The 26,349-nt window shown below is 58.3% G+C and carries 19 protein-coding genes; 5 read left to right on the top strand and 14 right to left on the bottom strand.

The window, feature by feature from the left end; genetic code table 11:
- Positions 1-19: 19 nt before the first annotated feature.
- The 5 genes from lipA to HMPREF2751_RS05330 form a co-directional block, all read right to left on the bottom strand.
- Positions 20-1,078, bottom strand: coding sequence for a lipoyl synthase (lipA, locus tag HMPREF2751_RS05350; RefSeq protein ID WP_049192902.1), 1,059 nt, complete (start codon positions 1,076-1,078; stop codon positions 20-22).
- A 9-nt stretch (positions 1,079-1,087) separates the two neighbouring features.
- The gene (lipB, locus tag HMPREF2751_RS05345) at positions 1,088-1,891 is read right to left on the bottom strand and encodes a lipoyl(octanoyl) transferase LipB (protein WP_070595629.1); all 804 of its coding nucleotides are present in this window, start codon (positions 1,889-1,891) and stop codon (positions 1,088-1,090) included.
- 152 nt (positions 1,892-2,043) lie between these two features.
- A complete protein-coding gene (locus HMPREF2751_RS05340; protein WP_070595628.1) occupies positions 2,044-3,669 on the bottom strand; it encodes an inorganic phosphate transporter in 1,626 nt (541 codons plus the stop codon).
- A 569-nt stretch (positions 3,670-4,238) separates the two neighbouring features.
- Positions 4,239-6,269, bottom strand: a complete 2,031-nt coding sequence (gene sucB, locus HMPREF2751_RS05335) for a 2-oxoglutarate dehydrogenase, E2 component, dihydrolipoamide succinyltransferase (protein WP_070595627.1) — start codon at positions 6,267-6,269, stop codon at positions 4,239-4,241.
- Between the two features lie 173 nt (positions 6,270-6,442).
- Entirely contained in the window at positions 6,443-7,981 is a 1,539-nt protein-coding gene (locus tag HMPREF2751_RS05330; RefSeq protein WP_083304413.1) for a leucyl aminopeptidase, read from the bottom strand.
- A gap of 222 nt (positions 7,982-8,203) precedes the next feature.
- On the opposite strand from HMPREF2751_RS05330, the gene HMPREF2751_RS05325 reads away from it, so the two are divergent.
- On the top strand, positions 8,204-9,319 hold the full coding sequence (locus HMPREF2751_RS05325; RefSeq protein WP_070595626.1) for a branched-chain amino acid aminotransferase: 1,116 nt from the start codon (positions 8,204-8,206) through the stop codon (positions 9,317-9,319).
- A 489-nt stretch (positions 9,320-9,808) separates the two neighbouring features.
- Positions 9,809-11,686: a vWA domain-containing protein gene (locus HMPREF2751_RS05320; protein ID WP_070566889.1), complete on the top strand. Its 1,878-nt coding sequence runs from the start codon at positions 9,809-9,811 to the stop codon at positions 11,684-11,686.
- Positions 11,687-12,255: 569 nt separating this feature from the next.
- Here the strand turns inward: HMPREF2751_RS05320 and HMPREF2751_RS05315 are convergent.
- The 4 genes from HMPREF2751_RS05315 to HMPREF2751_RS05300 form a co-directional block, all read right to left on the bottom strand.
- The gene (locus HMPREF2751_RS05315) at positions 12,256-13,128 is read right to left on the bottom strand and encodes an adenosylcobinamide-GDP ribazoletransferase (RefSeq protein WP_070549814.1); all 873 of its coding nucleotides are present in this window, start codon (positions 13,126-13,128) and stop codon (positions 12,256-12,258) included.
- A gap of 5 nt (positions 13,129-13,133) precedes the next feature.
- Positions 13,134-14,171: a nicotinate-nucleotide--dimethylbenzimidazole phosphoribosyltransferase gene (gene cobT, locus HMPREF2751_RS05310; protein ID WP_070595624.1), complete on the bottom strand. Its 1,038-nt coding sequence runs from the start codon at positions 14,169-14,171 to the stop codon at positions 13,134-13,136.
- A 102-nt stretch (positions 14,172-14,273) separates the two neighbouring features.
- The gene (locus HMPREF2751_RS05305; RefSeq protein ID WP_049190511.1) at positions 14,274-14,867 is read right to left on the bottom strand and encodes a bifunctional adenosylcobinamide kinase/adenosylcobinamide-phosphate guanylyltransferase; all 594 of its coding nucleotides are present in this window, start codon (positions 14,865-14,867) and stop codon (positions 14,274-14,276) included.
- 11 nt (positions 14,868-14,878) lie between these two features.
- Positions 14,879-15,643, bottom strand: a complete 765-nt coding sequence (locus tag HMPREF2751_RS05300) for a DUF3043 domain-containing protein (RefSeq protein ID WP_016423034.1) — start codon at positions 15,641-15,643, stop codon at positions 14,879-14,881.
- Positions 15,644-15,952: 309 nt separating this feature from the next.
- Here HMPREF2751_RS05300 and HMPREF2751_RS05295 point away from each other — a divergent pair, with 309 nt between their 5' ends.
- Positions 15,953-16,294, top strand: a complete 342-nt coding sequence (locus tag HMPREF2751_RS05295) for a HesB/IscA family protein (RefSeq protein WP_005512007.1) — start codon at positions 15,953-15,955, stop codon at positions 16,292-16,294.
- 178 nt (positions 16,295-16,472) lie between these two features.
- Here HMPREF2751_RS05295 and asnB read toward each other — a convergent pair whose 3' ends face one another.
- Entirely contained in the window at positions 16,473-18,398 is a 1,926-nt protein-coding gene (gene asnB, locus HMPREF2751_RS05290) for an asparagine synthase (glutamine-hydrolyzing) (RefSeq protein WP_049192931.1), read from the bottom strand.
- A 500-nt stretch (positions 18,399-18,898) separates the two neighbouring features.
- Here asnB and HMPREF2751_RS05285 point away from each other — a divergent pair, with 500 nt between their 5' ends.
- Positions 18,899-20,074, top strand: coding sequence for an aa3-type cytochrome oxidase subunit II (locus HMPREF2751_RS05285; RefSeq protein ID WP_049190506.1), 1,176 nt, complete (start codon positions 18,899-18,901; stop codon positions 20,072-20,074).
- Positions 20,075-20,109: 35 nt separating this feature from the next.
- Positions 20,110-20,556, top strand: a complete 447-nt coding sequence (locus HMPREF2751_RS05280) for an aa3-type cytochrome oxidase subunit IV (RefSeq protein WP_016423031.1) — start codon at positions 20,110-20,112, stop codon at positions 20,554-20,556.
- Between the two features lie 163 nt (positions 20,557-20,719).
- Here the strand turns inward: HMPREF2751_RS05280 and HMPREF2751_RS05275 are convergent, their stop codons facing one another.
- The 4 genes from HMPREF2751_RS05275 to HMPREF2751_RS05260 all read right to left on the bottom strand — a co-directional run bounded on the left by HMPREF2751_RS05275 (position 20,720) and on the right by HMPREF2751_RS05260 (position 26,337).
- On the bottom strand, positions 20,720-22,447 hold the full coding sequence (locus tag HMPREF2751_RS05275) for an ABC-F family ATP-binding cassette domain-containing protein (RefSeq protein ID WP_049192933.1): 1,728 nt from the start codon (positions 22,445-22,447) through the stop codon (positions 20,720-20,722).
- Between the two features lie 166 nt (positions 22,448-22,613).
- A complete protein-coding gene (locus HMPREF2751_RS05270) occupies positions 22,614-24,242 on the bottom strand; it encodes a cytochrome bc1 complex cytochrome b subunit (protein WP_016423029.1) in 1,629 nt (542 codons plus the stop codon).
- Positions 24,239-25,450, bottom strand: coding sequence for a cytochrome bc1 complex Rieske iron-sulfur subunit (locus tag HMPREF2751_RS05265; protein WP_049170241.1), 1,212 nt, complete (start codon positions 25,448-25,450; stop codon positions 24,239-24,241). The genes HMPREF2751_RS05270 and HMPREF2751_RS05265 overlap by 4 nt, the downstream gene beginning before the upstream one ends.
- Positions 25,447-26,337, bottom strand: a complete 891-nt coding sequence (locus HMPREF2751_RS05260; protein ID WP_016423027.1) for a cytochrome bc1 complex diheme cytochrome c subunit — start codon at positions 26,335-26,337, stop codon at positions 25,447-25,449. The genes HMPREF2751_RS05265 and HMPREF2751_RS05260 overlap by 4 nt, the downstream gene beginning before the upstream one ends.
- Between the last annotated feature and the right edge of the window lie 12 nt (positions 26,338-26,349).

Below are 26,349 nucleotides of genomic sequence, written 5' to 3'. Positions count from 1 at the left end.
GCGCTGCGGCCGTCAGCCTCTAGGAAGCCGGAATAGCCGAAGTGACTGGCGTATCCTCCGATGCGCCATAGCGGTCGAGCAGAGTCGAGGCTTCCTGAAGCGCGAGGTTGTTGTCGTTGTCGTCGGCAAGCGCGGACAGATGCGCCGGCAGTTCCTGACCGCGGTGCGCCAGTGCGCGGGCGTAGAGCCGTCCAGCGCGGTAGGAAGAGCGGACCAGCGGGCCGGACATGACGCCGGCAAAGCCCATCTCTTCAGCGGTCTTGGAGAGCTTGACGAACTCCTCCGGCTTAACCCAACGTTCAATTGGATGGTGCAGTGGAGTGGGGCGGAGGTATTGAGTAATCGTCAGAATATCGCAGCCGGCATCGTGCAAATCCTGCATAGCGGAGATGATCTCGTCATAGGTTTCGCCCATGCCCAGGATGAGGTTGGACTTGGTAACCAGTCCAGCTTCGCGAGCGCGAGTGATGAGTTCCAAGGAACGCTCGTAGCGGAATGCGGGGCGGATGCGCTTGAAGATACGAGGCACCGTCTCCACGTTGTGGGCGAAAACCTCAGGCTTGGCATCGAAGACCTGCTGTGCTGCAGATTCGTCGCCACGGAAGTCATCGACAAGGAGCTCGACTCCGGTATTCGGGTTGAGTTCGTGGATCTGGCGGCAGGTCTCAGCGTAGAGCCAGGATGCACCGTCGGGCAGATCGTCGCGGGCGACACCGGTGATAGTGGCGTAACGAAGACCCATCTCGCGGACGGATTCCGCAACACGACGCGGCTCATCCTTATCCAATGGGTCGGGCTTGGCTGAGTTAATCTGGCAGAAGTCGCAGCGGCGGGTGCACTTATCGCCGCCGATGAGGAAGGTGGCCTCGCGGTCTTCCCAACATTCGTGAATGTTCGGGCAGCCAGCCTCCTGACAGACCGTGTGCAAAGAGGCACCCGAGACACGGTTTTTCATGTCCTTGTAGCTGGGGCCCGGACGAACCTGGTTGCGAATCCACCGGGGCTTGTTCTCGATAGGGGTCTCGGCATTTCGTGCCTCGACGCGCAGTAACTTACGTCCTTCTGGCTTAACAGTCACAGTTTCATCCTACTCTTTTGTTGATGAGTACTCGAATATGCCGGTGGTGGAGTTGTGCTTCACCCGGTGTGGCAGGTCCTTCGTGGGGTCGGGCGCGGAGCCGAAGGAATGGTCGGCAACGGTCAAACGGCCTTCCAAAGCATCTTGCAAATCTGCCAGAAGCGGCTCTGTCATCTCTGACACGCTAACATCTCGGTCAAGCTCCCGGGATAGGGTGGTCACTCCAGCATCGGAGATGCCACACGGGATGATGTAGTTGTAGAACTCCATAGAGTTGTCGCAGTTCAGACTGAGTCCGTGCATGGTTACACCATGGGTCACGCGGATTCCCAGTGCCGCAATCTTTCGGTCGCTCAGTCCGTTTGATGCGGGAACCCATACCCCCGAGCGGCCATCGATGCGGCCAGCAGCCGCGATGCCAGCTCGGCGAACGGTTTGAATGAGGGCTTCTTCCAGTCTGCGGACGTAGTCCACCACATCGACCGGCTGAGCGAGCTTGATGATGGGATACATCACAAGCTGGCCCGGGCCGTGCCAGGTGATGCGGCCACCGCGGTCGACATCGACGACCGGCAACCCATTGGTAGGACGGTCCTCCGGCTGGGTGCGCTTTCCTGCTGTGTAAAGACTCGGGTGCTCAAGCACGAGAACCTGATCTGGAATTAGGTCTTTCGCACGCTTGGCAGCAAGGTCTGCCTGTAGGTGCCAGGTCTCTTCGTAGTCGACAAGGCCGAGATGTTGAATCTCGATGTCGGAGCTTGATTCCCGAATGGATTTATCTGCGCGAGTAAAAGGTTTTCTTGGGGCAGTCATGGTGGCCTATAGGATACGCCGAAATTCTGTGAGCCTCAGAATCCTTGTTACTTGGATAGCGCCAGACTTACTTGGATAGCACCAGACGTAAAAATACCCCGGTGGTCACTAGAAAGTGACCGCCGGGGTAAAAGTGGCGTGCTTTTGTGGGCTTAGCCGAAGACGACGCGGAGGATGGAAACGGTAATTGCCGAGATACCTGCAGCGGCCGGAAGGGTAATAACCCAGGCCAAACCAATCGGCTTCATCAGGTTCCAGTTAGCGGCACGGTTAACGATACCGACACCGAGAACGGCACCAATCAGAATGTGGGTGGAAGAAACCGGCAGACCCAGCAGGGAAGCAATCATAACGACCACAGCAGCGGAAAGCTCTGCGGCAAAACCCGATGCTGGGTGGATCTCAGTCAGGCCGGAACCGACGGTCTTGATAACGAAGCGGCCGATAAACCACAGACCGGAGATGAGAGCGACACCCATGGTGGTCATGACTGCCAGCGGAACACCAGACTCGGAAGAGATCTCGTTGGTACGGAGAACATCCAGAATTGCCACGAACGGGCCAAGCGCGTTAGCGATGTCGTTCGAGCCGTGGGAGAAAGCGAACGCAGCAGCGGTGAAGACCTGCATCCAGCTGAACAGCAGGAAGGTGGAACGATCCAAATCCTGACGCTTCAAAGTACGCGCGAAGATGTAAACGGCAAGCCACACTGCGGTGGCGATCATGCCCATAATCAGAAAGTTGTCCAGGCTGGAAAGCCCTAGGTGAAGGTTCTTCAGACCCTTGAACAGCATCATCGCGGAGATGACGATAGAGCCCAGGGCTGCTAGACCCGGAACCCAAGCTTCCAGCGCACGGTGAGCGCGGACATCATCAACCTTGGATTCGATGTGGACGAGCTTGCGGAAGTACTCAGACTCCAGGTCATCCGGAGTCCAGTCGTTGTCACGCATCGTCGTCGCGTCGCGAAGCATCGCGTTGGTGTACGAGATCTGATCGTGCTCAGGGAGCTTTTCGAAGTCGTCGCGGTGCTGCGCCTTGAGGTCCGCCTTTTCCTGGTGGATGGCCTGCAGCTGCTTGGAAGCCTTGTCGTTGTAGACGAGAATCGAGTTCTTAATGCCGCCGAACAGGAGGAACGCGACCAAACCGCCGAGGAGCGGAGAGAGGACCCAGGAAACGGCGATCTGACCAATCTGATTCCACTGGACCATGCTCCAGCCACCCTTGCCGGTGATGAAACCGACCGTCAGTGCGGCACCGACGATACCGCCGACGATGGAGTGGGTAGTGGAGACTGGCCAACCCATGCGGGTGGCAACGAGGAGCCACACTGCCGCGCCGAGAAGCGCGGACATCATGATGAAGGCGAACTCCATCGGGTCCAAACCGTGGATTGCGTTCAGGTCCACAATGCCGGAACGGACGGTGTCAGTAACCTCGCCACCAGCGAGGACGGCGCCCGAAACCTCAAAGACTGAAGCGACAACAAGCGCCTGCTTCATGCTCAGGGTGCCGGCACCGACTGAAGTACCGAAGGAGTTAGCAACGTCGTTACCGCCGATGTTGAACGCCATGAAGACGGCGAACGCGATGGTAATCAGAAGGATTGCCGTATTTGCCTGCGGGCCCACAAAGTCATAAGCCCAGAAGACAAAAATTACGATGTTGATTGCGAGAAGCCCGCCGAAGAAGAGGTGCCACCACTTATCTGAGGAGCTCGATTGCTCAGATGATGTGGTCCCGGTCGACGAACTAGTATTCGCTGGAGCCGAGGACATGCTCCACCTTTCTAAGTTACGTACAGAGAGCAAAAATAGGCACGCCAAAGAAGCCTGCTGTCTAATGATTTCTTAGATTGGTAAAGGCTAATTGCTAACTAGGTGACGGCGAGGTTAACAAATAATGAATTTAATTATCGCTATCTTCAGCTCTCGTCGGTGTAGCTGAAAGCGATAGCCGGAACTGTGTGCGGGGGTGTGTGGTGTTCTCGCATTTCGGCAGGACAAAAAGTATGCGCATTTGCTACTTGCAGCTTTGCTTTCGGTTCGACCCTCCCGCTGTCTGCTAATGGCTTAACGGCGCAATAACAGCACGTTAATTCTTTGTGCCGATGGAGCCTTTGCTAGCTATGTGTGGCTACGTGAAATCTGAGCACTAGCCAAGAATAGGGGGCCTGCGCATTTGAAGGAATCGCTGATTAGGTTCAACTGCGGGACGAATGCGGCAAAAGAAATACCCGCGTCAGCCGCAAAGTGCGACTAACGCGGGCAGGGAAGAGGTAGAACCTCCTGCTAGCAAGCCAGCTAGCTTCCCGCGGCGCTACTACCCCAGGACGGGAGCAAGCTGCTTAGAGCTGCAAATCCGATTCGAAGTTAGCAACCTCGAGGCGATCAACAACGGTCGTCATGAAGCGACCTGCATCAGCGCCGTCGATCAGGCGGTGATCGTAGGTAATTGGCAGGAAGACCATGGCGCGAATACCAATGGCATCTGCCTCATTCTCGGTGACGACTACTGCGCGCTTCTTAATCGCGCCGGTGCCGACCATTGCGGCCTGCGGCGGAACCAGAATCGGAGTGTCGGTCAGAGCGCCCTCGGAGCCGATGTTGGTAATGGTGAAGGTGCCGCCGGACAGGTCGTTCGGGGTCAGCTTGTTGTTGCGAGCGCGGTCTGCGATGTCCGCAATAGCAGCAGCCAGCTCCGGCAGGGACATATCCTGAGCGTTGTGGATGACCGGGGAGAGCAAACCACGCTCGGTATCGACAGCGATACCCAGGTTGACCTGCTCGTGGTAGGTAATCTCCTTGGTCTCTTCGTTCCAGGAAGCGTTGACGTTCGGGTGGCTGACCAGAGCCTCAACGATTGCCTTTGCAAAGAATGGCAGGAAGGTCAGCTTTGCGCCGTGCTTCTTCTCGAACTCAGCCTTCTTAGTAGCGCGCAAATCCCAGATGGCAGTCATATCGGCCTCGTGGACCTGGGTCAGCTGTGCGGAAGTCTGCAGAGACTCGAGGGTCTTGGCAGCGGTAATCTCGCGGATGCGGTTGACACGCTGGGTGGTGCCGCGCAGCTCAGCGAGCTCAGGGCGAACGCCCTTGGTGGACCAGTTGGAGCCGGACTCAGCAGTAGTCTCCTGGCCGCCCTCGGCAGCGCGCAGAACATCCTGCTTACGAATGCGGCCGCCGATTCCAGAGCCCTCGACCTTAGTCAGGTCAACGCCGTGCTTGTCAGCCAGCTTGCGGACCAGCGGGGTGACGTAAGGAACGTCCTTGTTAGCGGAAGGCTTGGATTCAGCCTTCGGAGCCTCAGCCTTCGGAGTCTCCTTCTTCGGCTCTTCCTTCTTTGGCTCCGGCTTGGACTCTGCCTTTGGAGCTTCCTTCTTTGGCTCCGGCTTGGATTCAGCCTTTGGAGCTTCCTTCTTCGGTGCAGCCTTCTTTGGCTGGCCACTGCCAACGCGAGCGATGACCTCGCCGACGTCAACGGTGTCGTCTTCGTCGTAGAGGACCTCGAGCAGGGTGCCTGCGACTGGGGAAGGAATTTCGGTGTCGACCTTGTCGGTGGAAACCTCGAGCAACGGTTCGTCGACCTCGACGGTGTCGCCGACCTTCTTCAGCCAGGTGGTGATGGTGCCTTCGGTGACGGATTCGCCGAGCTCCGGCATCTCAACGTCAGTAGCGTCGCCAGCGTCAACGTCAGTGGAGTCTTCCTCAGTCTCCTCGTTAGCCTTTACTGGCTCCTCGTCCTTCTCGACTGCGGCAGATGCCTCTTCAGCCTCTTCCTTGGCAGCCGGAGCAGCGTCTGCATCGCCAACGCGAGCGATGACTTCGCCGACGTCAACGGTGTCGTCTTCGTCGTAGAGGACCTCGAGCAGGGTGCCTGCGACTGGGGAAGGAATTTCGGTGTCGACCTTGTCGGTGGAAACCTCGAGCAACGGTTCGTCGACCTCGACGGTGTCGCCGACCTTCTTCAGCCAGGTGGTGATGGTGCCTTCGGTGACGGATTCGCCAAGCTCCGGCATCTCAACGTCAGTAGCGGAACCGGAGGCGGCCTTCGGTGCTTCCTTCTTTGGCTCTTCAGCGTCTTCCTTCGGAGCCTCTTCCTCGGTCTCCTCAGCGGAATCGTCAGCGCCTTCCGGCTCTTCGCCCGGCTCGCCGACCTTTGCGATGACCTCGCCAACATCGACGGTGTCGTCTTCTTCAAAGAGAATCTCGGTGAGAACACCGGCGACCGGAGATGGAATTTCGGTGTCGACCTTGTCGGTGGAAACCTCGAGCAACGGTTCGTCGACCTCGACGGTGTCGCCGACCTTCTTCAGCCAGGTGGTAATGGTGCCTTCGGTAACTGATTCACCGAGCTCCGGCATCTCAATAGAGGTCGCCATGTTTGTGCACTCCTCGAAAAGTTAAGAAATCTCGTTTTAAGACGGTTATTACAAATTAGCTTACAGGTTGAAAACTCTGCTTGCCCCGTGGGCTGCGCCCGCTTTCGACTGGTGCTTGGAATAGCTCATTCCAGCCATGATTCCAGCCGGGCGGGACGCAGTCGGATGACCGGCTACTTCGTTGCCAAATCCTCAATCACAGAGAACATCGTCCGAACCGGAACACCAGTGCCCCGCTTCGGGGTATAACCATACTCCCCGGTGGTGTTGAAGGCCGGACCGGCAACGTCGATGTGAACCCATTCAACATCCTCGCCAACGAATTCGCGCAGGTATGCAGCTGCAACACTCATACCGCCAAAGCGAGAGTTCGTGACATTCCGCAGGTCAGCCACCGGCGACTTCAGCGCCTCTGCTAGCTCAACTGGAATCGGCATTGCCCAACCATTTTCACCAATGCTCTGAGACAGCTCTGCAACACGGTCACGGAACTCGTCGTTACCCAGGACGCCCGGGGTGCGCTCGCCAAGAGCGACCAGCTGCGCACCGGTCAGGGTAGCGGTGTCAATCAGGTGAGTCGGCTTGTCTTCGCAGGCGCGGACAATGGCGTCTGCGAGTACGAGGCGGCCCTCAGCGTCGGTATTCAGAATCTCAATGGTCTTACCGCCGTACTGCGTAATGACATCGCCCGGACGGTACGCCTTACCACCCGGCATGTTCTCCGCCATTGGAACAGTTGCGGTCACTGGGGTGGATACGCCTAGGCGAGCAGCCAGGACGACTGTGGCAATAACAGCCGCAGCGCCGCCCATATCGGAGATCATGTTCTCCATGCTGGCGCCCGGCTTCAGCGAAATACCGCCAGTATCAAAGGTGATGCCCTTACCGACCAGGCCCAGCGAATTCTCTGCCGACTCATCGCCCTTCCAAATCAGGCGCACCAGGCGCGGCCCGCGCGAGGATCCACCACCCACGGCATTGAGGCCTCCGAAACCGCCGGCGCGCAGAGCGTCGTCGTCAAGCACCTCGACCTCGAGCCCCGCGTCACGGCCTAGCGCTGCAGCAGCGTCAGCAAACGTCTCGGGGTAGAGGTGCGACGATGCTGTATTGACGAAGTCACGCGCGGTGGCAACGGCATCCACAATCGCTGCAGCGCGCTTTACGACGTCGTCATCAGCGCCCAACACAACCACCTTCTGGGTGGCCTCGTTGCTTTCTTCGTCGCTCTTCTGACCGGAGTAAGCGTAAGCGCCCAGCGCAAAGCCCTCGGCTGCAGCCTGCGGATCGATGGCGCCGAGAGTGTTAAAGACCACCTTGGCCTTGGTCATACGGCGCGCAGCGGCGCCGCAGGCACGGCGGATGTCCTCGGCATCCAGGTCCTCAGAACCCACGCCAACGCCCGTGACACTGTCGACATCCAGGCCAGCAGGAGCCGGGATGGTGGTCACGGACTCGGCCTTAGCGCTGGCGGAGACTGCCTCAAAGGAGGCGAGCAGCTGCTCTGCAACCGAACCGATGGCCTCGGGTGCGACCAGCTCGAGGCCATCCTCGCCGTCGATAAGCGCGACGAGAACCGCGTCGGCGTCCGCGGGCAGAGAGTTGTCGGCAGCGATGACCACGCGAGTGCCGATAGCCGGCAGGTAATTGGACAAAACAGCGGCGTTGCGAGAGGCGCCGAGCTGTGCCGAATCATTGTTAGCGGGGACTGACATGTAGTTGCATCTCCTTGTAGTCGTACTATGTGGTACACCACCGTATCCCTATTTGCCGGTTCGTGTCCTTCACCCCTGGACAGCGGACTGACGAGCCAGCGCCACGACTATTGGAATGTACCCGCGCCTAGTGCCCGCGACGCTGACATTGCCCTGACTAACACGGTCTTTCGGGGGCGAGTATTGATACGACTCGATCCTCGACGGTTTAGGATGAAAGACATGTCTGCTTTGGAATTTGCAATCGAACGTAACCCGAATCCACTCTCTGATGCCGAGCGCGAGGAGATTTTGGCCAACCCTGGTTTCGGTAAGCACTTCACCGACCACATGGTCCGAATTGACTGGACTGCAGACAAAGGCTGGCATGGCGCCAAGCTGCAGGCATACGGTTCGATTGAAATGCAGCCGTCTTCTTCGGTCCTGCATTACGGGCAGTCGATTTTTGAGGGACTGAAGGCGTATCGCATGCCGGATGGTTCCATTGTTACTTTCCGCCCGGAGCAGAACGCTCGTCGCTTCCAGCGCTCCGCTGACCGCATTGCAATGCCGCAGCTGCCGGAGGAGACCTTCCTCGAGGCAATCCGCCTGCTGGTTGAAGCCGATGCAGCATGGGTGCCGCCAGCTGGTGGCGAAGAATCCCTGTACCTGCGTCCAATCATGTTCTCCACCGAGAGCACCCTGGGCGTGCACCCGTCGAACTCTTACACCTTCCTGCTCATCGCTTCACCTGCTGGCGCGTACTTCTCCGGTGGTATTAACCCGGTGACCGTGTGGATCTCCCACGAGTACGTGCGTGCCGCGCCGGGCGGTACCGGTGCTGCGAAGTTCGCAGGTAACTACGCAGCTTCGCTGGCGGCTCAGCAGCAGGCAGAGGAAAAGGGCTGCGACCAGGTTGTGTGGCTGGACGCTGTCGAGCGCAAGTACATCGAGGAGATGGGCGGCATGAACCTGGCGTTCATCTACCCGGATGAGAATGCTGACGCGGGTGTTCGGCTGGTGACTCCAGAGCTGTCTGGTTCGCTGCTGCCGGGCATTACTCGGGCATCGCTGCTGCAGGCTGCTCAGGATCTGGGCATGAATGTCGAGGAGCGTCGCATTTCCACCGAGGAATGGAAGAATGATGCCACCTCCGGTGTTATGAGCGAGGCATTCGCCTGCGGTACCGCTGCAGTCATCACCCCGGTCGGTTTTGTGAAGTCCGCTGAGGGCGAGTTTGAGGTCAACGGCGGCGAGACGGGCGAGTGGACTATGAAGCTGCGCGAGCGCCTGACCGGTATCCAGCACGGCGAGGTTGAGGATACCCACGGTTGGATTTACAAGCTCGTTGAGGCTTAGTTTCGGCGTAGGTCGGCTAAGAAAAATTTAATAGTGGTTACTAGAATTAGTACTTTCGCAGCCCCTGTTCAGTATTCGCTGTTCAGGGGCTGCGTTTTTGCTTTGCTGGCTCCCCAACGGCTGTGCGATTTTCTCATGGTTCATGAATTGTTCAGGCGGCATTTGTTTAGCCGTTAAAAACACCTCTAGCGTGACCGGGGTCACTGTGAAAAACTACCAACACGATTGATTTTTGTAGTTGGGAAAACAGTTTGAGGCGCTGTGATGGTGGTAGTTCAAGACTTTTTTAAAGATAGTTTTTCGTCAAGTAGTTCAAAGCGCCTAAGGGTAACCATCGTCGTCACTCTGTTGTTGGCTGCGTGGACGATTGGGTTTAGTGCGATTCCGGCTCCGGTGGCGGCAGCCCAAGATTCGCCGCCACCGTCCGGGGTGGAACAGCCCGCTCCTACGGGCGAAGGGGGTACGGGCGAAGCAAAAGCAGAGCTAATCATGGATCTGTCTGGTTCGATGCTTGCCGACGACGCCGGAGGCACCCGCCTCGATGCGGCAAAGCGCGCATCCACGGAGCTGATTGACTCCCTCCCGGATGATGCGCTGCTTGGCATGCTGGTTTATGGCCAGCGCGAATCCAGTGATGAATCCAACCGCGAACGTGGTTGCCAGGACATCGAGGTGCTGTCGCCTGTCCAAAAGGTCGACAAAGAAGGCCTGAAGAGCAGGATTGCCGGGTTGGAAGCTCAGGGCTACACGCCGATCGGCAATGCACTGCGTAAGGCGGCTGATGAGCTTGGCCCAGACGGTGAGCGGTCAATTATTTTGGTCTCTGACGGTATCGACACCTGCGCGCCGCCACCGGTGTGTGAGGTTGCGAAGGAACTGGCAGGGCAGGGTGTTGGCCTGACGATTCACACAGTGGGCTTCAAGGTCGATGAAGAAGCTCGCGCTGAGCTGGAGTGTGTTGCGCAGGTATCCGGTGGACAGAGCATGACTGCGGACGATGCTACCCAGCTTGCAGACCACATGAAGTTCTTGACTCAGCGGTCAGTGCAGGGCTACGAAACCACGGGTACTCCTTTCGAGTTCTCCGAGACTAAGGAAGGCGCGAAATGGCTCGGCGAGGGCAAGTACCAGACGACGCTGGTGCCAGAGGTTGCCCAGCACGATCGCACCCCGCTCTACTACCGAATCGCAGTGCCGAAGGGACACAACGCGATTGTTACCTCAAAGGTGTTAGCGAATATCGATGCTGAGGGTAAAGGCCAGCAGGATGTCCGAACTGAAGTTGACGAAATCATCAATGAAACTGGCGGAAAATGCCAGGACGACGGTCGTATGGGGTCGCTGACTGGCGCCGAAGCTAGTGCCGATTCGTGGACTCCAACTTCGGCTGATGCAAGCATTCTTGCATGGGATAGTGACCGCATCGAATCCAGTTGCGATCAAACCAAGTGGCTCGTCGCAAATAACGTGTGGGTCTATGACGGTGATTCAGTAGCGGACTATCGTGATGAACCGGTGAAGGTCGAGGTTAGCGTCCAGTTTGAGCCAGTCCTGAAGAAGCAGGATGCTGGCAAGCTAAATGAGGGGCGGTCTTCTTCGACCGGCGACAAAGCCTACAAAAAGGCCACTTTTGGAGAGGCCAAGCCCGTAAACGGTGGCAATAACGCAGCCCAAGCGCCGGAAGTTAAATCTGGGGATACCATCTCTGACACAATCGTGCCCGGTGAACAGAAGTTCTACAAGATCCCTGTCGAGTGGGGTCAGCGACCAGTGATTGCTGCCCGCACTGGAAATTCGGAGCGCGATAATGCCGATTCCATGGGAGTTGCCCTGCTGAATCCGTTCGAGGTTTCCGTTGCGGATGGAACAATGCACTTTTATCAGGATTCCGAGGACCTGAACTTGTCAACAGATCGTCCGGTCGAATACAACAACCGAGAATCTAATGTTGGAGGACGACCTGTAGCCAACGCCGGCTACTACTACGCGACTGTCCGAATGGCTAACTATCGCCCGGATGAAGAGGTCAGTGGCATCGATCAGCCGTTCCAGCTCGCATTCCTCCTGGACAACAAGCCAACTAAGGGGCCTGACTGGCGACCGACTGACAAGAACGGCCCGACTCCATCCGATAAGCCGATTCTGGCCAAGGGAGAGTCGGAACAGGAAACGTCAAAGGACTCGTCAGAAGATGCGTCGAATGAATCTGACTCCTCGGATACGGATTCTCAGGCATCCGCATCCTCGTCGGACATGGAAGATGAGGGCATGAGCCCGTTGGTCATTGGCACCGTTGTAGCAGTGGTCGCCGTGTTTATCGGCATTGCCGGCGCAATCGTCTACCAGAACAAGAAGCGCAAGGAGTAGACAAACCGTAAGATCAGGAAGTTCCTGAGCAGGGGGGGGGCAGGGTGGGGAAGGCAGCAAAATTGTGTCCGCTTGGCGTATCGCTGGCGGGCACATTTTTTGCTACTTAGCCGCAAGAACTGACAACTCCAAGAATTATGGGCTGCAGATGTGAAACTGTGTGAGTTTATGACACTTTCAAGCCATTTTTCGGACCATTTTTGACATAAACGCAGTCAGTAACTCGCATTGGCCCGCTGTCGCTAACATAACCGCAGTCACTAGCCCCCACTGAACCCAAACCCCACTGAACCTAAACCCCGGGAGTGTCACCCCAACAAAGAAAAGCGCGTCCCGTGCATCGCTGCGGCGGGACGCGCTTTTTTAATTAGCTGGGAGGCTAGAAGGTGTGCTCGTTCTTGGCGCCCCGGCAAACGGTCGGCGCAAAATAATTTGGGCGAGCCCCGAAACGAGCCTCCTGTACTCCGCCTTCCCGGCGGTGTGCCCTCAGAATACGTCCGCGTCAAAGCGACCGTCAATAGTTCTTTTTAAAGAAAACCCCAACGGGGGCAATGCGCGCATTTTCCCTGCTAGAACCCTATGGCAAGTGCCACGGCACAGACAGCGCACGTTATCTCAATGACCGCACCAAACACGTCGCCGTTGACTCCGCCAAACCTCTTCACGCAATGCCGCGTCAGCAGCAGTGTAACGCCAAAGCTCAGTGCACAAGCGACTACGCCCACGAGCCCAACCACCCAGCCCGACACAGCGAGCAGCAGTATCCACCAGCAGGTCACCGTGACTGTGGACTGAGTACCGGCAGTCAGAGAGCCGAAGCCGCTGTTCGAAAAAGGCGGAAAGCCGCGCCAGCAGGCAGTCGTTGCTGCCGCGCGAGAGGCTACAAAAGGCAAGCACAGCGCAACCACACCAGGCCACATCTGACCAGCAGACCACTGCGACAGCACACTAGCCACAATCACGGCAAAAGCAGTCGTCGTCGTCAACATCGTCAGCACGATGGAGCCCACGCCCATTGGGCCGGTGCTCGGATCGCGCAGCACCTCCCGCGCCCCCTCCGGCGGCTTATACGAGCCGAGGGCATCCGCCACATCCGCCAGCCCATCCAGGTGCATCGCGCGGGTCAACATCTGTGCCGCCACCATAATCAGGGTGCCGCCGAGGATCGGGGTGACGTCGTAAAGCGTGGGCGTGCGTGACGACGACGTTGCGAACAGCGCCGCCGTGATGAGAACTGCACCCGCGGCAGGAACGAGCCCAGCTACTGGCAGTGCGGCGATGGCGCGACGGCCGGTGATGCGGTCGAACACGCTCGCGCCTTTGAAGGGCAGGATGGTGAGCCAGGACAGGGCAGTGGTGATGGCCTCAGCGACGGCATTGCCGTGAGCAGAGGGATCGCCGTCGAGGTTGTCCTGGCGAGACGGGCCGGCTTTGTCGGACAAGTCGATTAGTCCTTGGTGCTTACGCCTGCGTCGGCGAAAGTAGCCATGTTGCGCAGGACCGATACGCCGGACTTGACCAGCGGTAGGGCAGCGACGGCGCCGGAGCCTTCGCCAAGACGCATCCCGTATTCGAGAAGTGGTTCCTTATCCAGGTGTCGAAGGGCAAGCGCGTGCGCGGGCTCTGCCGACTTGTGGCCGGCGACCCACCAATCGCGGGCGCCCGGAGCGAGCTGGTCAGCCAGCAGAGCAGCGGATGTGACAACCACTCCGTCCAAAATCACAGGAGTGCGACGAACCGCTGCTTGCGCCAAGAACGCGGCCATCACGGTCATATCCGGCGAGGAAATACGACGGAGCACCTCAACCGGGTCATTGCGCAGGCGACGCACGCGGAACATGGTATCGCGTACGGCAGCGACCTTGAGCTTCCACCCCTCGTCATCAATGCCAGTGCCTCGGCCGACGACGACCACCGGTTCGGAGTTTGTCACGGCACCAATCAGCGCCGCGGCTGGAGTGGTGTTTCCGATGCCCAGGTCGCCGGCAATGAGCAGGTCAGCGCCTTCATCAACGGCGGCGTCGGCAATCGCGATGCCCGTGCGGATGGCCTTATCGACCTCCTCCTCGCTCATCGCATCCTCGCGGTCGATAGAACCACAGCTGCGACGGATACGGTATGGCCCTTCGGCATCGTGGTCGAGGGAAATGTCCACACCGGTAACAGTGGCTCCCGCGATGTCAGCGATAGCGTTCACGCCGGCACCCTTTGCCTCGATATTGGCAAGCATCTGAATAGACACCTCGGACGGGTACGCGGACACCCCGCCCTGGGCAACACCGTGGTCACCAGCGAAGACATAAACACGACAATCGTCCAGGTCACGCGGAGGGCATTCTCCCTGACACGCCGAAATCCAAATGCCGAGTTCTTCCAACCGGCCAAGTGAGCCTGCGGGTTTAGTCAACTGCTCATGGCGCGCGCGGGCGGCCTGTTCAGTCTCTTCGTCAGGGCGTGCTACCGGTCCAAAATAATCCGCGTTCATACTCTCAAACGCTACCCGAAAACGATTTGTCTACCGACCATTGGTGCACAGTTATTCGCATTGCTAGGCAGACCGTCATAGGGGAAGCGGCGTGGAGTGAATCTAGTTCGCCGCCTTGACTTCCATGGGGCAGCCAGCCACAACTAGGACAACACGATCACAGACAGCTGCGAGCTGTTGGTTGAGAAGGCCAATTTCATCACGGAAAAGCCGCCCTGAGCGGTGTTCGGGAATGACACCGAAGCCCACTTCGGGCGACACAATGAACAGGTCGGAATCTGCGGGGAAGTTGCGCACGGCGTCGACAAGCGAGTGCGTCCACGGCGCGACGCTGCCCCTCGGCGCCTCCCACAGCCCCTGCGCGTCGATGATGTGCGTCAGCCAGGTGCCGACATCGTCCAGCAGCATGCGCCGCTCCGGCGACGCGAGAGCTTCCACCGCATCGACGTCATCAACCGTGTGCCAGGCCACTCCGTGCTCTTTTGCCTGTGCTTGACGACGAATGCGGTGCTCCTCGACCCTGGAGTGAAAATCGCTATCACCGGGCCAGGGCCGTGCTGTTGCGATGTAATGCAACACCGTTGAGGCTGCAGCATCTGAGGCACCGCCGGTTGAGGCTGCGGCGGTGGCCAGCAGCTCGTGCTCAGCCCATGAGGACTTGCCTGAGCGGGCGCCACCGAGAACCAAAGTGCGCATGGCAGATGAGGCTACTTGATTTCGTCGCCGATGTTGACCTGCGGACGCGGAGTACGCAGACGACGCGGCTGAGAAGCGCGGGAGTAAGCGTAGAAGCCCAGTCCCCAGGCCCCTTCGGTGGTCTTCGGGAAGCGCTCACGCGTCAACTTGATGGCACGGCGGCCGATGTAAATGCCCTCGATAATCAGGGCGATGATGAGAACCATCGCGATGAGAGATGCGATGTTGGCCAGCTTCGGCAGGGAAGTGCCAATCATCATAATCAGCAGCAGAATCAGCGCGAACGGGAGGAACACGTTAGCGAGGAAGCGACGGGAATCAACCCAGTCGCGGACAAACTTGCGCTCAGCGCCCTGGTCGCGTGGCAGCATGTAGCGCGGATCGCCGGCGGCCATGCGCTCGTCGGCAATGCGACGCTGCTCACGTCGCTCTGCTCGCTCGCGTGCCTTGGCGGCCTTGAGCTCTTCCTTGGACATGGAAGCCTTGAGCTCCTTGCGGCGCTGGCGAGCTTCCTTAGCGGTCAGCGGCGCCTCGACCGGGCCACGGCGGATGCCGCGTTCGCGCTCAACCTCGTTGCGCTTCGGAGTGGGGCGCCCCTTCTTGGGAGTAAAAGCACCGCTGTGCTTCTTCTCGGGCTGCTGAGACTCCGAAGCGGTGCCCTTGGCCCCGCTGGATGCGGTCGCGTCGGTGGCTACGTCTCCGGCGTTGGTTGCGTCAGCGTTAGCTGCCTCAGCTGCCTTGGACTTTTTGTCATTCTTTTTCCACGGTAGATTCACGACCCCAGATTATAAGGTCTTCAAGGTGCTTCCCTAATTAGGTTGCAGGTTGAGGGGCAGGGACGGGGCAAGGGCGAGGTTTTGGGGATGACCGCCGCAGGGGCAGGCGGGAAGAGTGCGCTTGTGGCGTGGGAAGCCGTGGTGTGGTTGCGATGTGGCGGCAAAAAGAGACTTCCGAAAAAGAGAAAGAAAAAGAGAACCCAGAATTGGGAATTAAAGACTGGTCGGTAAGGTTGTGATAAATAATGACGTAGCCGACCTTGGGGTCGACTCGCATACTTAAACACTTCAACAAGGAGGACACGCGCTATGACTACTGCTCAGAGCACTGGCGTTACCCTGACCGAAGCTGCGGCTGCCAAGGCAAAGGCACTTCTGGACCAAGAAGGTGCCACCGACCTGGCACTGCGTATTTCCGTGGCTCCGGGCGGCTGTGCCGGCCTGCGCTACCAGCTCTACTTCGATGACCGCAGCCTCGACGGCGATGTCGCCGAAGTTTTCGGTGGCGTCAAGCTGGTCGTTGATCGCCAGTCGGTTCCGTACCTGTCCGGTGCCACCATCGACTTCGCTGACACCATTGAACAGCAGGGCTTCACCATCGATAACCCGAATGCCACTGGCTCCTGCGCTTGCGGTGACTCCTTCAACTAAGTCATTAGCTGAGCAGAGCTGTCAGCAGACGCTGTGAAAAGCGTCGGATAGTAAAAGGCTCGGACCTCACTCTTGTTAACTGAGTGAGGTCCGAGCCTTTTCTATTGGTTGCCCCAGCTATGGTGGCAGCCTGCCGGGGCAGGATGGGGTTGAGGCGCGGGGACCGTCGTAAAGCGAGCTAGAGCTCGACGGGGTAGTCGCGCTGCTCGATGTCCGGAGTAATGCGGTCTTCGATGAAGATGCCGTGCCAGACCATGAAAGCAAGGATGGTCCAGAGGCGGCGGGAGTGGTCGCGCTCGGTTGGGTGGTGCTCGGCGAGCATCTTGAGCACGGCGTCCTTATTAATGAACTCATCGGTCTGGGACTCGCGGATGATGTCCTCGGCCCAGCCGTGCAGTTCGTCGCCTGCCAGCCAGTGGCGAATCGGCACCGGGAAGCCCAGTTTGCGGCGGTTGAGCACGTGCTCCGGAACAATCTGCTCCATGGCGCGACGCAGTGCGTACTTGGTGGTGCCGTGAGAAACACGCATGTCCACCGGCAGCGTCTGTGCAACGTCGAAGACCACACGGTCGAGGAACGGCACGCGCAGCTCCAGGGAGTTAGCCATGGTGATCTTGTCCGCCTTGACCAGAATGTCGCCACGCAACCAGGTGAACAGATCCAAGTGCTGCATCCGAGTCACCGGGTCCCAGCCTTCAGACTGCGCGTAAATCGGCGCAGTGACATCGCTGTGGTCCCATTCCTTCTTGGCCCACGGCAGCACTTCCTGCAGCTGCTCAAAGTTAAAGGAACGAGCATTGCCGTAGTAGCGCTGTTCCAGCGGAGTAGTGCCTCGCTGCAGGAGCGACTTGCCGCGCATGCCCTCTGGCAGAGCTTCGCCGACCTTAGCCAGACCGCGCAGCAGGGGAGATGGAACCTTGTCGAACGGCTTCAGCGACAGCGGCTCCTTATAAATGGTGTAACCACCAAAGAGCTCGTCTGCGCCCTCACCGGACAGTACGACCTTAACGTGCTTACGAGCCTCTGCGGCCACGAAGTACAGCGGCACCAGTGCAGGGTCAGCTACCGGGTCATCGAGGTACCACATAATCTTCGGAATCGCCCCGGCGAACTCCTCCGGCGAGACGACCTTCACAATGTGCTCGACGCCAATGGCGGCGGCGGACTCGGCAGCCACATCGACCTCGGAGAAGCCCTCGCGCTCGAAGCCAGTGGTAAACGTCAGCAGGTTCGGGTTGTGGCGCTTAGCCAAAGTTGCAATCGCAGTGGAGTCGATACCGCCCGACAGGAACGAGCCCACCGTGACGTCGGCACGCATATGCTTCTCGACGCTGTCCTCCAGCGCACGGGCAATGCGGTCAAAAACATCCTGTTCAGCGCCCTTAGCCACTGGCTGAATCGGGAAATTCGGCTTGAAGTAGCGGGTCTGCTTAACTTCGCCACCAGGCGTAACGATGGCAGTGCAACCCGACTCCAGACGAACAATGTCAGTGTGCAGCGACTCCGGCTCCGGAACGTACTGCAGATCGACGTAGTGCTCCAGTGCGCGCTTATTCAGCTTCTTCGCATCGATGCCCATCTCCGGCGCAGCTTCGAGCAGGGACTTCTTCTCAGAACCGAAAATTGTGCCACGCTCTGTGGTGGCGTAGTAGAGCGGCTTAATGCCGAACGGATCGCGCGCCAGGAAAAGCTTGCGCTCGACGCTGTCCCAAATGGCAATGCCGAACATGCCGCGCAAGTGCTTTACGACGTCCGCTCCCCAGTGGTGGAACCCAACGACGATAGGTTCACCATCGCCGGAGGTATTAAAGGCATAGCCTTTCTTCTCCAGCTGCTCGCGAAGTTCGACGAAATTGTAGATTTCGCCGTTGAAGGTCATGGAGTAACGATTCGGCTGATTCTCTGGTCCCCACTGCAGCGGTTGGTGGCTGTGGGCAATATCAATAATGGATAGGCGGTTGAAGCCGAAAACTGCGTCCTCATCGTGCCACGTGCCTGCATCGTCAGGGCCGCGGTGCCGCATGCAGGGCAGGGCCCTTTCGACAACGGGAACGAGCTCCGCTGCGTCAGAATTTGCAGCCAGGATTCCGAGAAGACCACACATGCTTCGTGCGCGCACCTTTCGCTTAGTGTCACTTAATGGATTTTCGACGGCTCCGTAGCTAGCGGCTCAGCGCGACTGGTTGTCGCCTTAACCGGTGGCCGTGAAGGACCGCCGCGTGGCTGAGTAGCTGGGTTGAACCCCAGATTGGCGCCACATAGAAATGCTGCACCTACTTTAATGCCTTTTGGGGAAAAGCGAGAATGTCTGAGTTTGCCGTGTCTAGGGCTCGGGGCAAGGTTGCGCGGGACGGTGTGTGCGTCAGCGCGTGGCACAAACACTAAAAAATTCATAGACTTAGGAGCGTCAACAGGGTGTAACTGGTGAGAATGCCACCCCCGATAGGCGGGTCTTTCTCAGTATTTTATTAGGGCAGATATACTCAAAGGCACCCCACAGCCATATTTATTGTGGAGAAAGCTTAAGAATCGACTACTCTGCTTGGGTAGGACGAAACCTTAATCGGTTATCGAAAATTGTGTGGATCAGGAAGGCAGACACACGTGAATCAGCGTAGAAAGTTCGGAGTCGCCCGTAAGCTCGGCGTCCTCGGCGTTGCCACCGGTAGCGCAGCCTTGCTTGCCGGCTGCGATGTTAATCCTCCGGAGAACGGCTTCTTCAAGCTGCTCCGCTTTGGTTGGCCGGAAGGTGTGACCCCGGAAGCACAGTCCATGGGTAACTTCTGGGTTTGGACCTGGGTTGCAGCTTGGATTATCGGCATCATCGTTTGGGGCGTTACCCTTTACTCGATGGCAAACTTCACAGCTAAGAAGGCTGAAAAGAAGGGCAAGGGCGAGTTCCCGCGCCAGACTGCATACAACGTTCCGGTTGAGTTGTCTCTGACCATTCTCCCGATTCTGATCGTGATGACTCTGTTCTTCTTCACGGTTCAGACTCAGGACAAGGTCACTGCCCTGGATAAGGATCCGGAAGTTACCGTCGACGTCACCGGTTTCCAGTGGAACTGGAAGTTCGGTTACGCCAACATTTCCGCTGACCTGATGGGCGGCGAGGAATACAACGGCCGTATTGAGAAGCCGGCTGATGAGCAGTTCTTCACCGAGGGCGGCCACGAGGTTCCGTCCGCTGAGGATCGCGCAAAGCAGAAGGAGCACCCGGTTCACGGACGCTCCAAGGAGAGCCTCGACTACCTGCACTACGACGAGATTGAGACCCTCGGTACCACCGAAGAGGTTCCGGTCCTCGTTGTTCCGGAAGACACTGCAATCCAGTTCGACCTCGCGTCCGCTGACGTGATTCACTCCTTCTGGGTTCCGGAGTTCCTCTTCAAGCGCGACGTGTTCCCGCACCCGGAGGCTAACAAGTCCAACCGTGTCTTCCAGATCGAAAAGATTGACTCGGACAAGATTGCCAACCGACCAGAGGACAACCCGAGCGACAAGGTCAAGAACGCATTCGTTGGCCGTTGTGCCGAGATGTGTGGTACCTACCACGCAATGATGAACTTCGAGATTCGTGCTGTCTCCCGTGAGGCATTCACCGAGTACATCAAGTTCCGCCAGGAGAACCCAGAAGCTACTAACGCTGATGCTCTGAAGCACATCGGTGAGCCGGCATTCGCAGTCTCCACTTCGCCGTTCAACTCCGGTCGTGTCGACACCCGCGACATGGGTGATCGTGGTGCTAACACCATTGACCTGAACGCGACCGCCAAGTAAACCCAGCAAGATTCTTACTTAAAGGAAGTTCTCAAATGAAGTCTGCAGCAAAGCTCTTCTACGGACTTACCGTGTTCCTGGGGTTCATGGCTGTCGTCTACATCTTCGGCACTCAGTACCTCCAGGACACCGGTAACGTCATCAACGAAAGCCAGGGTCGCCTCGAGTGGGCTGGCGCAACCGGCCTGGTCCTCGCAGCTCTGATGACTCTGATGCTCGGTGGATACTTCCACTTCACTGAGCGCCGCTCCGACATCACCCCGGCCGACTTCGAAGAGGCAGAGATTGCCGACGGTGCAGGTACCCTCGGTTTCTTCTCCGCTAGCTCGATTTGGCCGTTCGTGATGACCATGGGCATCCTCCTCATGGGCTACGGCATCGCATTCATGGCCTACTGGCTGATTGTCCTTGGCGCGGTAATTCTGATCGTCTCCGGCACCAAGCTCAACACTCAGTACATCACTCCGCCGGAGAAGCACTAGTCCGAGTGCAATCAGACTGAACCACAGTCGTAGATAACCGAAAAGTCTCTCCCACTAACAAGGGCGTTAGTGGGAGAGACTTTTTTGTTTGGGCGAGTGGGAGGGGATTCCTAACTGGTGTTACCTCGTCGGTTAGGATCTGTAGTCAATATATGATTCCGCATCAAGCGAATTCGACGGGTTTCTGCCCCTTAGGTAGTTCGATGACCTCACCGTCAGTCACCTGCAGATGACGCGCTTCGAGCGAGTTGATCATGCGGTGATCGTGGGTAATCACAATAATTGTGCCCTCTGCAGATGCGATCGCGTCTTGGACCTGCTCGATTAGATCCACACTCAGATGGTTCGTAGGCTCATCGAGCAGCAAGATCTCCGGCGGATTGGCTACGACCAACGCTAACGCCACCCGGCGCTGCTGGCCGATGGAGAGGCTTCCTACCGGTCGATTGGCATCCTCAGGGCTAAGCAATCCAAAGTCGTCGAGAGGCACGCGGGCATTGGGCGCAAGGTCGTACAACTCACGGGCGGACTTCTTTGGGTTTTCCCAGTCTTGTTCCTGAGCCAGCATGGCTACTCGACAGTTCTCGCCGATACGCACCTCGCCAGCCTGCGTCTCAACTTGCCCCATGATCGTCTTAAACAAAGTAGATTTGCCGGCCCCATTAGGGCCGGTGATCACGACCTTGTCGCCGGGACGAATAGTCAGTGAACCAACCCGAATTCGATCTGGGACGACCACACCGCGCATCTTGATGTGAAAATCTTCATCGCTGCCCGAAGCAGCGCGCTTGGTCGGTAGGGGTGCGGTCAACGGGGCATCAAAGCCCAGTAGTGCCGGTGGACGCTCCACACCTTCCTCAATGAGTTCCTCCAGCCGCTGCTTAGCCGAACGCACGCGGCGGGCGATTTGCCGCTCTACACGACCGCCACGGCGGTCATAAGCCATCTTGTTATTGTCCGTCATTTCCCGACCCGGTGAGATCTCACGAGCGCCATTCTCGATGGTGTCTTCCAACCGATTGCGTTCATGCTCCTCCGAGCGCCACTGGTGCTCCCATAGCTCACGCTGGTGGCGACGGTGCTTCGCGTAGTCGGAGTAATTACCACGGAACAGCCCAATACCAGGGCGCCCCGGCACCAAGTCTCCAATTACAGTACAAACGGCATCCAGGAAGTCGCGGTCATGTGTTGCCACCACAACCACTCCAGGGTGGTTCTGGATGGTGTCAATCACGAGCTGGCGACCGCGTTCATCGAGATGGTTGGTGGGCTCGTCGAGAAGCAGAATCTCTGGCTTTCGAATGAGCGTAATCGCGAGCCCCAACCGCGCCCGCTGCCCGCCGGAAATCTCCGTGGTTAGTTGCTCTGTCAGGGGAGCGCCGTCCGGAGCAGAACCGGTCAGGCCGAGATGGTCGAGCACAATCTCCGCATTATGTTCGGCGTTCCAGTCATCGTGAGCCATGACGTCCGAGAAGGCCTTCGAATACGCCTTCTCTGCCGCCTTAGACTCATCTGGGGTCTCTGCTAAGGCCATCGCCTCAGCTGCCTCTTCTAACTCCGCTAAACGACGTTTCGAGGGGCCGAGGGCTTCATCGATAAGCATTTGCACCGTGGAGTCGAAAGGAGCTTCCAGTTCCTGAGAGCCGAGTACACGCGTGCCAATATGAGTCACCGTACCGCTCGTGGGCCGACGACGACCCGACAGCAGCCAAAGAAGAGTGGACTTGCCGGCTCCGTTGTCTCCAACCAGACCGAGGACATCGCCGTCGGAAAGCGTGAGCGAGACATCGCGCAAAACAGGCGTGGCCTCGTAGTCGAAGTTGACACCGTTGGCGACAAGCTGTGTGGCGTTGCTCGAAAGATCGGTGGTGGGGGAGGGACTGGTAGACATATGTCCATTTTAGTACTGGTAAACAGCAGATTTGGTATCCGACATATGTGGGGTCAAGGCGAAATCGGAAGAATCTGGGTAACAAAAACCACCCCGGTCGACATCCGAAGTGGATGCGGACCGGGGTGGTCTTATTTGAGCGCAGTAGAAAACCTACCGCGGAATTTTACTGCTCGAGCTGGCGACGCTCTTCAGCGTTCTGAGCTTCGAGGTCACGGAACATCTGAGCCTGCTGCTCGTGGTTCTCGTGCTCGATACGAGCTGCCTCTTCGGCGATCTCCGGGGAGTCCGGGCTGAAGAAGCTACCGCGACCCGGGCTACCAGCGGCACCCAGTTCGTTCATGGTCTTCGGGACGTAAGCACCCTGGTACTCGAGCGGAACGGCGTGGCCGTGCTCGTCGACCGGACCCAGTGGCTGATGGACCTCGATGAAGGAACCATCAGGCAGCTGGTTGATGATGCCCGTCTCGATGCCGTGCTCCAGGACAGCGCGGTCAGAGCGCTGCAGGCCGATGCAGATTCGGTAAGTGACGAAGTAAGCGATCGGAGGCAGGATAATCAGACCGATACGGCCAACCCAGGTCATCACGTTCAGCGAGATCTGGAAGTGGTATGCGATCAGGTCGTTACCACCGGACAGAGTCAGCAGGGTGTAGAAGACCAAAGCCATGGCACCCAGGCCGGAGCGAACCGGCACGTCGCGCGGACGCTGCAGCAGGTTGTGGTGGGCGTTGTCGCCGGTGATCTTCGCCTCGATGAACGGGTAAGCGAAGAGCAGGACAACCAGAACACCACAGAGCAGGGCGACCCAGAAGACTGCCGGGATCGTGTAAGAGCCCAAGTAGAGCTCCCACGGCGGCATGACACGGGCAGCACCGTCAGTCCACAGCATGTAGATATCCGGCTGGGAACCAGCGGAAACCTGCGCCGGGTTGTACGGGCCAAGGTTCCAAATTGCGTTGATCTGGAAGATACCAGCGAATAGCGCCAGGAAGCCGAACGTAATCAGGCCGAAGGAAACGGACTTGACTGCGAAGATCGGGAGAATACGAACGCCGACGACGTTGTTCTCGGTACGACCTGCGCCAGGGAACTGGGTGTGCTTCTGGTACCAGACCAGAGCCAGGTGAGCGGCAATCAGACCCAGCAGCAGGGCCGGGAGAATCAGCACGTGTGCAATGTACAGGCGCGGGATAATCATGTCACCCGGGAAGTCGCCGTTGAACATCATCCAGTGCAGCCAGGTGCCGATAATCGGCAGACCGATGATGATTGCGGACATAATACGCAGACCAACACCGGATAGCAGGTCGTCCGGCAGGGAGTAACCCATGAAGCCCTCTGCCACGGACAGCAGCAGGAGGATGGAACCGATGACCCAGTTAGCCTCACGCGGCTTGCGGAATGCGCCGGTGAAGAAGATGCGGAACATGTGCGCCATGATGGACACGGCGAACAGCAGAGCACCCCAGTGGTGAATCTGGCGAATGAACAGGCCACCGCGAACCTCGAAGGAGATCTGCAGGGCGGTCTCGTAGGCGCGAGACATCTCGACACCGTTGAGCGGCGCGTAGGCACCGTCGTAAATGACCTTCGACATCGACGGGTCGAAGAACAGAGTCAGGTAAACACCCGAGAAAAGCAGGACTACGAAGGAGTAGAGTGCAATCTCGCCCAGCAGGAAGGACCAGTGGGTAGGGAATACCTTATTGAGCTGCTTACGCATGCCGCCAGACAGGGTGTAGCGGTCATCCATATTCTTAGCAGCGGTTGCTAGTTTCGTTGGATTACTCATGACTGACGCTCCCAGAATGCCGGACCGACGGGCTCAATGAAGTTGCCCTCTGCGTACATGTAGCCTTCTTCGTCAACGCTGATCGGCAGCTCTGGAAGAGCGCGAGCAGCTGGACCGAAGACTGGCTTGCCGTAGTGCAGTGCATCGAACTGCGACTGGTGGCATGGGCAGAGAATACGGTTCGTCTGCTGTTCGTACAGAGAAGTCGGGCAACCGATGTGTGTACAAATCTTCGAGTAGGCGAAGTAGTCGCCGTAGTGGAAGTCTTCCTGACCCTTGCGCAGGATTGCCTTTTCAGCGTCCTGGGAACGCAGACGGATCAGCATGACCGAGTTGCGGGAGCCGTGAATCGAGTGCATGTGTGCCTCGTAGACATCAGCATCCTTGGAGTACTTGTCGCCGTCGTTGACGTCCTCCTCCGGAAGAGGGAAGACGGTCTCCATGGAACCTGCGGACAGGTCCTCTGGGCGGAGGCGAACCAGGCGGGAAACGCCCTTAGTGGTGTAGCCGTGTACGCCCTCTTCAGCGATAGCGCCGGTGTCGCGACCCAGGTAAACCTTGTGGCCCTTCTCGACGAGAGTCCAGCCGGTGGTCCACAGGGTGCCGTCACCAGTGACGTCAACGTCGTGGCGTGGCTTCCACGGGTTCTTAATCATGCCGCCAAGCGGAAGGATCATGCCGATACCAGCCAGGACGGCGCCGGTACCAAGGAGGCCCTTGATAGCGGAGCGACGACCCAGGGTGGAGGTCTGCCAAGAATCGTTCAGCAGGGCAACGATGGTCTTCTGGTCGACCTCTTCGGACGGACCATCGTGGCGGCGCTGAACCGAAATTTCTTCCGGAATGAAGCGCTTGGTGAACTTAACTGCACCAATACCCAGGGTGACGATGCAGCCACCGATGGTGATACCCAGCAGCGGGGTGTACATGGTGTACAACCACAGACCCTCTTCGCCGTGACCCTTGTAGTGCCACGGGTAGAACAGGTAGATGGCGATGAATGCCAGGCCAAGAATGACCGACAGTGCCAGCCAGATGGTGACACCACGAGCCGCGCGCTTTTCAGCCGGGTCGTTGGCAATCGGGAAGCGTTCCTTGCGGTAAGCAATGGTCACGTCATCGAGTTCAGCACCCAGACGAGCGAGATCCGCATTGCTCATCTTCGACAGCTCTTCGGAGCTGTACTTCTTGTTTTCGTTATTACTCATCGGCGGGATCCAATCCAAAGAGCGGCCGCTACGAGAGCGACAATGCCTACAATCCACATGACAAGGCCCTCAGCAACTGGGCCGATGCCACCAATGCCCCAACCACCCGGGGTCGGAGTTTCCTTGGCGTTCTTGATGTAGGCGATGATGTCCTTCTTCTCGTCAGCAGACAGCTGGCGGTCAGAGAACTTCGGCATATTCTGCGGGCCGGTCAGCATTGCCTGGTAGATTTCCTGCTCATTTGCAGGATCCAGGACCGGTGCGTACTTACCGCTGGACAGTGCGCCGCCACGACCGGTGAAGTTGTGGCAGGATGCACAGTTCAGGCGGAACAGCTCGGAACCGCGAGCAACGTCAGCCTTGTCAAGCTCACCGTTCGGGCCGGCGTTCTTACCGCGCAGCGACTCCATAGCGATGGAGCCGTCCTCGTCGCGGACGATGCCGGCGCCGCCACCATTAGCCTGGACGTAGGCTGCGATAGCCAGCGTCTGCTCTTCGGAGTAACGCGGGGTCTTACGTGCTGCCTGAGCCTCGTTGCGGAGCATCGGCATACGACCGGAGTGAACCTGGAAGTAAACCGAGCCTTCGCCGACGCCAATCAGCGACTTGCCGCGGTCCTTAACGCCCTGAAGGTTGGCGCCGTGACAAGTAATACAAGCAACGTCGTAAAGCTCCTTGCCCTGCTGAATCATTGCGGCTTCATCCTGCTGAGCAGTAGCCGTCTGTGCATCAGGGGTCAGAGCATTAGCGAGGAAGCCCGCGCCGGTGAGGGCGAGAGCCATAGCCATAATGCCGGAGGCAGTACGGCGCATCTTGCGGCGGCCCTTTGACTTCGGGGCCGCAGCCAAGGACGTGGTGTCCTTGGTTTCGGAGGTAGTGTTTTCCATCTTTTTCCCTTT

The sequence above is a fragment of the Corynebacterium sp. HMSC063G05 genome (assembly GCF_001810555.1).
Lineage (GTDB): Bacteria > Actinomycetota > Actinomycetes > Mycobacteriales > Mycobacteriaceae > Corynebacterium > Corynebacterium jeikeium_D.
The sequence above is the reverse complement of the archived record's forward strand: the minus strand, read 5'-3'. Positions and strand labels throughout refer to the sequence as shown.

What these genes read in the sequence shown, in the direction of transcription:
- HMPREF2751_RS05280 (WP_016423031.1), top strand. Translation starts at nt 20,110, where the DNA reads ATGAAGTCTGCAGCAAAGCTCTTCTACGGACTTACCGTGTTCCTGGGG.
- HMPREF2751_RS05340 (WP_070595628.1), bottom strand. Translation starts at nt 3,669, where the DNA reads ATGTCCTCGGCTCCAGCGAATACTAGTTCGTCGACCGGGACCACATCA.
- HMPREF2751_RS05320 (WP_070566889.1), top strand. Translation starts at nt 9,809, where the DNA reads ATGGATCTGTCTGGTTCGATGCTTGCCGACGACGCCGGAGGCACCCGC.
- HMPREF2751_RS05330 (WP_083304413.1), bottom strand. Translation starts at nt 7,981, where the DNA reads ATGTCAGTCCCCGCTAACAATGATTCGGCACAGCTCGGCGCCTCTCGC.
- lipB (WP_070595629.1), bottom strand. Translation starts at nt 1,891, where the DNA reads ATGACTGCCCCAAGAAAACCTTTTACTCGCGCAGATAAATCCATTCGG.
- cobT (WP_070595624.1), bottom strand. Translation starts at nt 14,171, where the DNA reads ATGAACGCGGATTATTTTGGACCGGTAGCACGCCCTGACGAAGAGACT.
- HMPREF2751_RS05260 (WP_016423027.1), bottom strand. Translation starts at nt 26,337, where the DNA reads ATGGAAAACACTACCTCCGAAACCAAGGACACCACGTCCTTGGCTGCG.
- asnB (WP_049192931.1), bottom strand. Translation starts at nt 18,398, where the DNA reads ATGTGTGGTCTTCTCGGAATCCTGGCTGCAAATTCTGACGCAGCGGAG.
- sucB (WP_070595627.1), bottom strand. Translation starts at nt 6,269, where the DNA reads ATGGCGACCTCTATTGAGATGCCGGAGCTCGGTGAATCAGTTACCGAA.
- HMPREF2751_RS05295 (WP_005512007.1), top strand. Translation starts at nt 15,953, where the DNA reads ATGACTACTGCTCAGAGCACTGGCGTTACCCTGACCGAAGCTGCGGCT.
- HMPREF2751_RS05305 (WP_049190511.1), bottom strand. Translation starts at nt 14,867, where the DNA reads ATGCGCACTTTGGTTCTCGGTGGCGCCCGCTCAGGCAAGTCCTCATGG.
- HMPREF2751_RS05265 (WP_049170241.1), bottom strand. Translation starts at nt 25,450, where the DNA reads ATGAGTAATAACGAAAACAAGAAGTACAGCTCCGAAGAGCTGTCGAAG.
- HMPREF2751_RS05275 (WP_049192933.1), bottom strand. Translation starts at nt 22,447, where the DNA reads ATGTCTACCAGTCCCTCCCCCACCACCGATCTTTCGAGCAACGCCACA.
- HMPREF2751_RS05270 (WP_016423029.1), bottom strand. Translation starts at nt 24,242, where the DNA reads ATGAGTAATCCAACGAAACTAGCAACCGCTGCTAAGAATATGGATGAC.
- HMPREF2751_RS05325 (WP_070595626.1), top strand. Translation starts at nt 8,204, where the DNA reads ATGTCTGCTTTGGAATTTGCAATCGAACGTAACCCGAATCCACTCTCT.